Annotated in this window: 6 protein-coding genes; 1 reads left to right on the top strand and 5 read right to left on the bottom strand. The window is 55.8% G+C overall.

Going from position 1 to position 5652, the window contains the following annotated elements:
* Both I5W_RS34390 and I5W_RS33140 read right to left on the bottom strand, forming a co-directional pair.
* Positions 1-224: transporter (locus tag I5W_RS34390; protein ID WP_441294716.1), on the bottom strand; the 224-nt coding region annotated here is incomplete at its 3' end.
* 241 nt (positions 225-465) lie between these two features.
* Positions 466-702 carry a hypothetical protein gene (locus tag I5W_RS33140; protein ID WP_252716904.1) on the bottom strand — a complete coding sequence of 79 codons (237 nt, stop codon included), beginning with the start codon at positions 700-702 and terminating at the stop codon, positions 466-468.
* A gap of 170 nt (positions 703-872) precedes the next feature.
* Here I5W_RS33140 and I5W_RS05020 point away from each other — a divergent pair, with 170 nt between their 5' ends.
* Entirely contained in the window at positions 873-2525 is a 1653-nt protein-coding gene (locus tag I5W_RS05020) for a CocE/NonD family hydrolase (protein ID WP_252716903.1), read from the top strand.
* A gap of 126 nt (positions 2526-2651) precedes the next feature.
* Here I5W_RS05020 and I5W_RS05015 read toward each other — a convergent pair whose 3' ends face one another.
* The 3 genes from I5W_RS05015 to I5W_RS33135 form a co-directional block, all read right to left on the bottom strand.
* The gene (locus I5W_RS05015) at positions 2652-3440 is read right to left on the bottom strand and encodes a hydroxypyruvate isomerase family protein (RefSeq protein ID WP_252716902.1); all 789 of its coding nucleotides are present in this window, start codon (positions 3438-3440) and stop codon (positions 2652-2654) included.
* Between the two features lie 53 nt (positions 3441-3493).
* The gene (locus tag I5W_RS05010) at positions 3494-4636 is read right to left on the bottom strand and encodes a CaiB/BaiF CoA transferase family protein (protein ID WP_026051987.1); all 1143 of its coding nucleotides are present in this window, start codon (positions 4634-4636) and stop codon (positions 3494-3496) included.
* A gap of 165 nt (positions 4637-4801) precedes the next feature.
* On the bottom strand, positions 4802-5608 hold the full coding sequence (locus I5W_RS33135) for a hypothetical protein (RefSeq protein WP_252716901.1): 807 nt from the start codon (positions 5606-5608) through the stop codon (positions 4802-4804).
* Between the last annotated feature and the right edge of the window lie 44 nt (positions 5609-5652).

The raw sequence follows: 5652 nt of genomic DNA, 5'->3' as shown, positions 1-5652 counted from the left end.
AATGATGATGTCGCCCACGNCGTCTTGGAGCCACTACTACAGGGCAGAGTCAGATCGGTATTGAAGAGTGGGACAATGATCCCGCTGGACAGACTGAATGGTCCCAGCGTCTGGTTCCAGGTATGGATGATGCGCGGCGCTTCGACGAAAACACTACTCTTGAAACCCGGAATGATGCTTTGACCGTTGGGGCCAGCGAACTTGTTGGCCGAGTAGTATTGCATGTAGTTGTAAAACCGGGTTTCACCTGGGGCCGGCAATATGCCATTGAGTACGGTACTGACCCCCACCGGGTAGCTGGCGATACCATTTTCCGTGGCTTTAGCCGGACCGGCTCCAAGGATCGTCATACTGGCGGTCACCGCAATTGCGCTCGACCAAAAACGGCTTTTCATCTTGTCTCCTCCTTCGGATTGCTTATCAATTTTTCGATTGGCTTTTTTGGATAGCTATCGCACCGTTGAATCAGCACGACATCAGTTCTTCATCTGATTTGCGCATCTGTGTGCGACGGCGAAGTAAATATATTCGCTTGGTGTAACGATGGAATGATTTATATCGATCAAAGCCAGTGACGCGGTCGATGCGAACCGGCGACTGGATCATCGAGAACATAGAGCGTTCATGCAGCGGGATGAAGAAGGGATTGGCGTCCCGGCATCCATGCAATGCGCTGTGGGTCTTTATGGAGGTGACCATCAAGGTTGTGACCCTCATGTGGGGCTGTTCTATCGATGGCGTAGATGGAAACGATGGGCATAATTCATTTCACAACGCTGGCAACATCTTTCAATATCACGTCAAGGTACGCGCCAGGTCGACACATTGCGCGCCCCCATCACCCCAACACAAACTATATAAGGAGACTCAAGATGGCATCTCGCGAAATCGTGCTGGCCTTTACCCCGTCAGTCAATCCGCAACAAGCCGGTGGCCCGGCACTCAAACCGTCGGTGAGCATCGACGGCGGTATGGTGATCGAACGTGACGTCGCCGTTACGCTGCGTGACGGCACCAAGATCTACGTGGACGTCTTCAGGCCCAAAGACGCGGAAAAAGTACCGCCGCTTATTGCCTGGAGTCCTTATGGAAAACATGCGCCCATCCAGTACGACAAATATTTCACGACGGCGGGCGTGGCCAAAGGCCAGGTGTCTTCCTACACTGCTTTCGAGGCGCCCGATCCGGTCTATTGGTGCCCCAAAGGTTTTGCCGTCATCAATGTTGATCCTCGCGGCGCCTGGAATTCCGAAGGGACAATGAGCTACTTCAATGGCAGTGAGGCTGATGACTACTACGACCTCATAGAATGGGCCGCAACCCAGCCATGGAGCAATGGCCGGGTTGGTCTGGCGGGGGTCTCCTACCTCGCAGTTTCCCAGTGGCACGTCGCGGCCAAGCGCCCCCCGCATCTGGCTGCCATCAATCCTTGGGAGGGCTGGACCGATCCCTATCGGGAAATCGCTTTTCACGGTGGCATTCCGGATAGCTGGTTCTATGGGTTTGTCCAGTCCGTGGCCCAGTTCGGCCTGACCCAGCATGAAGACCTGGTCAGGATGGCGGCAGAGCATCCACTCTTCGATGACTATTGGAAGGGGAAGATCGCAGCGTTGGAGAATATCGATGTGCCTGCCTATGTCGTGGCCAGTTGGTCCGACCATGGTCTTCATACACGCGGCACGTTGGAGGGGTTTCAGCGCATTTCCTCGGCGCAGAAATGGCTCGAAATCCATGGCCGAAAGAAATGGGGCTACTACTACGAGCCTGCCAGCCTCAAGCGCCAGGAGCAGTTCTATACACAGTTCTTGAAAGGCCAGGAAGCTGGTGTATCGTCGTGGCCGAAGGTACGACTGGAGCTGCGTGATGCTTTCTACTCCGGTCAATTTATCGACGCGCAATCGTGGCCATTGCAGAACACTGAATTGACGACCTTGTACCTGGACGCGAGCAGCCATACGCTGCAAGTGTCGCCAGTCAAGGATGCCGCGACCGCCTCCTATATGACTGGCACGGATACGGCGGAGCCGGTCACGTTCGATTTTCGCTTCAGCGAGGATACCTCCGTCGTCGGCGCCATCGGCTTGCACTTGTATCTTTCGGCACATGAGACGGGCGATGCCGATGTCTTCGTTGCCATCCAGAAGCTGGATCAGGAAGGCAATGTAGTGCCGTTCGCCTATTGCGCGCAATTCGAAGATGGCCCGATGGCGCTCGGTTGGCTGCGTGCTTCCCATCGCGCCGTTGATGCCGCGCAAAGCTTGCCTAACCGTCCTTTCCATCCGCATGTGGAGATTGCACCCCTGAACATCGGGGAACCGACCAGGCTCGATATTGAAGTATGGCCCTCTGGGACTGCCTTCAAAAAAGGGGAGGGCTTGCGTCTTGTCATTCAAGATCGTGACGTCAACCGTTACCCCTTGCCTAACGTCACCAACCGGCATGAGTGGAGCGTCAACAAGGGAAAGTACTCCATTCATACCGGCGGCGATTTCTGCTCGAACCTGATCATTCCGGTCCTGGTGTAAGTCGGTGGCACGAGGCCGCATGAGCGGCCTCCCCACTTGGAACTCCTGTCATCCATAGACATGAGTTCCAGTGAAAAAGCCCGAGCAACCAGGCTCGGGCTTATGGTTTGGAGGGCGCGACTGAGCTTAATGGTCTAAGGCCGTTGGTAGCTCTGATAACCATCCCAGGCCATCTTCGGTGGATCCTTGCGGATGGTATTCCGCGCCCAGCCAACCTCGATAACCACCCCGTACCAATTCCTGCAAAGTCGCTATGGTCGCCTTGTCCATGGTCGGCTCGTTGCGGTTGGGCAGGCCGGCGATCTGGAGATGCCGGGTCCATGGAAGTGCGTTCTCGATCAACGCCTGCGGGGGCAAGCGCTGTCTACCGGCATGATAGAGATCCAGAAGCAGCGCGACATTGTGGGTGTGCAGCAAGCTGCACCAGCCAATGGCATCCTCCAGCGAACGCAAGAAATATCCTGGCACATCGATCTGATTGATGGCTTCAATGACGATCACGATGCCGGCCTTCGCCGCAACCTTGCCGGCCCATTCCATATTGCGATGAAACACTTCCCGCGCTTCAGGCATATCGTGGTGCTGCACGATTCCCGCTGTGACATGCAGCATCTGCGCTTGCGTCTGGCAAGCAGCTGCCAGTGAACGATCGAATCTTTCCCGAAACTCCAGCTCTCTACCGGCAACAGCGGCCAGACCCTTGTCATCCTGAGAGCCTTGCATGTTGGCCAGGACATGCTTCAGGCCGTATTCCTGCAAGGCACGTCGTATCGATGGCAAGTATATTTCTTCTTGATAGAGAAATTCGACACCGGAAAATCCAGCACGCCGCGCTGATTGAAAGCGCTCAAGGAATGCATGTTCCCGGAAAAGCAGGCTGATATTTGCTGCAGGAACGAGGGGTGGAATGTCCATGGAAATGGTCGAGGTGATTCCGGCCGAAAAAAGATGACTGGAGGGCAGAATATTCAGCCCCTGCGGTTCTTCAATTCAGCCTTGATTTCTTCGGCGTGCTCGTTCAGTAACGGTGGCGCCGTCACTTCAAGGGGGCGGACATCATCGTAGGAAATCGGACTGCGAACGGTCTTGAATTCCCCCATGATGGGATGCGTTGCCGAAATGAGAAGCTGCAAGTGTTTTGCCTGGGGATCCTCTAGCGCTTCACTGGTGTCGTACATGGGCGCATGGGGAACGTCTTCGGCTTCCAGTTTGCGGCACCAGAGATCACGTGTGTTTGCCTTGAAGATGCCGCCCAAAAGGTCGATCAAGGCATCTTGATTGCGAATGCGCCCTCCACGGGTAGCAAAGCGTTCATCCTTGAAGATGTCGGGTCGCTCAATGGCATTGGCCAAGCCTTGCCAGAATTTTTCGGGTGACGACATGTGCAAGGCTATCCATTTCTGATCCTTGCATTGCAGAACGTAAGACTGGGACACGCTTGGCCGACTGAATGGTCCCATCACTTCGTTGGCCGAATAGTAATGCGTGAATGCATCAAGATTGAAGTGGGACATGGCCTCAAGCATCGACACCTCCACCTTTCGTCCCTTGCCGGTACGACTACGTTCGAAGAGCGCACCCATAATTCCATAGGCGGCATAAAAACCGGTCATGGCATCCGCGATGGCTGGACCTACCACACGAGGATTGGCAGGATTGACCAGTAAGTTGAGGTAGCCGCTGGCTGCCTGGGCTACCGTGTCATAGCTCGGGCGACCAGACGAGGGGCCAGTCTGCCCGAATCCGCTGATGGCACAGTAAATCAGCTTTGGATTGATTTCGCGCAGACGTTTTTCTCCCGCTCCCAAACGTTCAGCAGCGCCAGGACGGAAGTTCTGGATGTAGACGTCGGCCGAGCCGATGAGCTCTTCAAACAAGGCCAGGTCTTCCGGTATCTTGTTGTTGAGTGCAATGCTGCGCTTGTTGCGGTTGTACGTCTGGAAGTGTGGACTGTACAGGCCCCCTTTGAATGCGCGGAAAGGATCTCCGGTGTCGGGCTGCTCGACCTTGATAACATCGGCGCCGAGGTCTGCCAGCATCATGCCTGCAGCGGGTCCGGTGATGAATGTTCCTTGCTCGATGACGCGAATGCCCTCAAGGACCTTAATCATGTGCGATTGCTCCTGTCAATTCGCCTGCTGTGAGGCTTCGATGGCCGTTCTGATGAAAAGGACGGACCTGATATTGGAAAGTCTTGGCCAGTGCTCGAACCATGTCATCCAGTCTCTCGGGGCGAGTCACGGCACCATAGATGTAAAAGTCTGGACGAATAAGCGCTACGGCGATCTGGTTTGCATCGAAGAAGCTGCGGATCTTGTCGCCTTCTTCCTGCAGCGCATGGGCATCACTTGGCTCACCGAGGTAGGCAACATATGCCCCGATATGCTCCAGGAAGGTTGCACTGTAGCCGGAGAGGGAATGTAACGCGTCCTTGTTCCTGGCCAGCAGTACGAAGCCTGTGCCCACGATATCGTCCAGACGACCATGCCTGGCTCCTTGTTTGACCAAGTTATGAGGAGCGAGATGACCAATGACGTCGGGTATGTCACTGTCCTGCCAGAGACTGCCCTCGAGAAACTGAGCTTGAGTTCGTTGCGCGCCAGGCCATTGGGACCGGTCAATTGCATCTGCCCGATCAGAATCGTCACTTCGGCATCAGCGTAGTCCAGACCGGTCACTTCGGTCACTTGGCGCAGGTCGCCCTGGCGGCGCTCCTGGGGTTCGTCGGCGATGATGCCGGGCGGCTCCTTGGCCAGCGGTGCACAAGCCTTCACCTCATTGACCATGCGCTGGTAGGCGCGGCCCATGTCGGCCGGCGTGGCATAGCGCCAGATGCAGGTGTAGACCGAGGAATTGCTGGTGATGGCACAGCTCTGGGCGCCATCGAGCATGAAGTTGGAGAGATAGATCGGGCCCTGTCTGTCGCCCTTCATGACCGAATCCGGGCCATCCTTCTTCCAGCCGTCGAAGTGCGATTGCGACTGCTGGTGGATGGCGCGCAGGTCGGCGCAGATGTCGGCATGGGCCGTGCTGGCTACCAGTGCGGTGAAGAGCGGCAGGAGCAGCTTGGTGAAAGTCCGCATGATGAGATGATTTTTCTTGAACGGAAAGGGAGGCCGATTATAGC

Origin of the sequence: Herbaspirillum sp. B65 (assembly GCF_000333555.1) — a bacterium.
Taxonomy (GTDB): Bacteria; Pseudomonadota; Gammaproteobacteria; order Burkholderiales; family Burkholderiaceae_D; genus Herbaspirillum; species Herbaspirillum rubrisubalbicans.
Note: the sequence above shows the minus strand (reverse complement) of the source record. Positions and strands in the feature narration are given on the sequence as shown.